General features: G+C 78.1%; 1 protein-coding gene. It reads right to left on the bottom strand.

The features are described 5' to 3' along the window. The coding region (locus ACIQOV_RS38760) for a condensation domain-containing protein (protein ID WP_401055521.1) at positions 1-2114 on the bottom strand (2114 nt) is incomplete at both ends.

Genomic DNA, 2114 nt, shown 5'->3' with positions numbered 1-2114 from the left:
GGGCCGGCCCGGCGGGGGCGAAGTCGCCGGCCTCGGGGGCGGTCCACTGGCCGTGGTAGTTGAAGCAGACCTGCGGCAGCGGGACGTCCCGCAGGGCCCCGGCGCCCTCGGCGGGCGAGCCGAGCCGGGCGAGGGCCTCGTAGCCCAGGCCGCGGCGGGGCACGGCGCGCAGCCGCTCCTTGACCTGCTTGAGGGTGGCGGCCCAGTCGGGGGCGTCGGCGGGGCCGGCCGGGGCGAGGGTGACGGGGTACTGGGTGGTGAACCAGCCGACGGTGCGGGACAGGTCGAGGTCGTCGAAGAGGTCCTCGCGGCCGTGGCCCTCCAGGGCGACGGTGACCCGTCCGGTGCCGGTCCAGTCGGCGAGGGCCCGGCCCAGGGCGCTGAGCAGCACGTCGTTGACCTGGGTGCGGTAGACCTCGGGGACCTTGCGCAGCAGCGCCCCGGTGGTGGCCCGGTCGAGCCGGCTGCGCAGGGTGCGCACCGAGCCGGCCGTGGGGGTGCCGGGCAGGTCGACGGGCAGCGGATCGGCGGGGGCGGCGGTCTCGGCGCTCCAGTACGGCAGGTCGGCGTCCAGGCCGCCGGCCCGGACGAGTGCGGCGAGCCGGTGGGCCCAGTCGGTGAACGCGGTGGGCTCGGGCGCGGGCTCGGGGGTGGCGCCCGCGGCGGCCCGCCGGTAGGCCTCGGGCAGCTCGGCGAGCAGCACCCGCCAGGAGACGCTGTCCACGGCGAGGTGGTGGGCGGTCAGGAAGAGCTGGGGCCGCTCCCCGTCGGCGGGGCGGAACAGGACGGCGCGCAGCAGGGCGCCGGTGGCCGGGTCCAGTTGGGCGCGGGCGGTCTCGGCGGCCTCCAGCCGGGCGGTCTCGGCGGCTCCGGTCCGGTCCGTGCCCGGGTCGAGGACGGTCAGTGGCCGTGCGGCGTCGGCGACCGGTTCCTGGCGCCAGCCGGCCCCGGTGCGGGTGAAGCGGGTGCGCAGCGCGGGGTGGGCGGCCACCAGGGCGGTCAGTGCCCGTTCCAGGGCCGGTTCGTCCAGGTCGTGCGGCAGGTCGAGCAGCATCGACATGGTGAAGTGGCGCAGCGGCCCGTGGGCGGCGAAGAACCACTCCTGGACGGGGGTGAGCGGGGCGGGCCCCTCCTCCCGGTGCCGCTCGACGGCGGCCCCGGCTCCGGCGGTGCGGGCGGCGGCGGCCAGGTCGGCGACGGTCTGGTGGCGGAAGACGTCCTGGGAGCCGATCCGCAGGCCTTCGGCGCGGGCCCGGGAGACGGCCTGGATGCTCAGGATCGAGTCGCCGCCGAGTTCGAAGAAGTTGTCGGTGACGCCGACCCTGGGCACGCCGAGCACCTCGGCCCAGATGGCGGCGAGGGTCTCCTCCTCCGGGGTCCGCGGGGCGACGAACTCCCCTTCCCGGGCCTCGGTTTCGGGGGCGGGCAGGGCGCGGCGGTCGAGCTTGCCGCTGGTGCCGAGCGGCAGCGCGTCGAGCACGGTGAAGGAGGACGGCACCAGGTGGTCGGGCAGCACCCGGCGCAGGGCGGCGCGCAGTTCGGCGAAGGGGCGGGCGGCGCCGTCGGCGAACACCAGGTAGGCGGCCAGCCGGTTCTGTCCGTGGGCGTCGGGGACGGCGACCACGGCGGCCGCGGCGACCTCCGGCAGGTCGAGCAGGGCGCCCTCGATCTCGCCGGGTTCGATCCGGTGGCCGCGCACCTTGACCTGGTCGTCGGCGCGCCCGAGGTACTCCAGGCGCCCGTCGGCGGTCCAGCGGGCGAGGTCGCCGGTGCGGTACATCCGGCCGCCGGGCGGCCCGTACGGGTCGGCGGTGAAGCGGGCGGCGGTCAGGCCGGGGCGGCCGGCGTAGCCGCGGGCGAGGGCCGGTCCGCTGAGCCACAGTTCGCCGGGGACGCCGTCGGGCACCGGCCGCAGCCGGGCGTCCAGGACGTACGCGCCGGTGGCGGGCAGCGGGCGGCCGATCGGCGGGGCGGCGCCGTCCGCGGTCAGCGGCGCGGACCAGGTGGCGACCACGGTGGCCTCGGTGGGGCCGTAGGAGTTGACCATCCGGTGGTGCGGGGCCCAGCGGGCGACCAGGTCGGCGCCGCAGGCCTCGGCCCCGACGATCAGCGTC

It is taken from the genome of Kitasatospora sp. NPDC091257 (assembly GCF_044757675.1).
Classification (GTDB): Bacteria; Actinomycetota; Actinomycetes; order Streptomycetales; family Streptomycetaceae; genus Kitasatospora; species Kitasatospora lactacystinica.
This window is presented reverse-complemented; position numbering and strand designations above follow the sequence as displayed.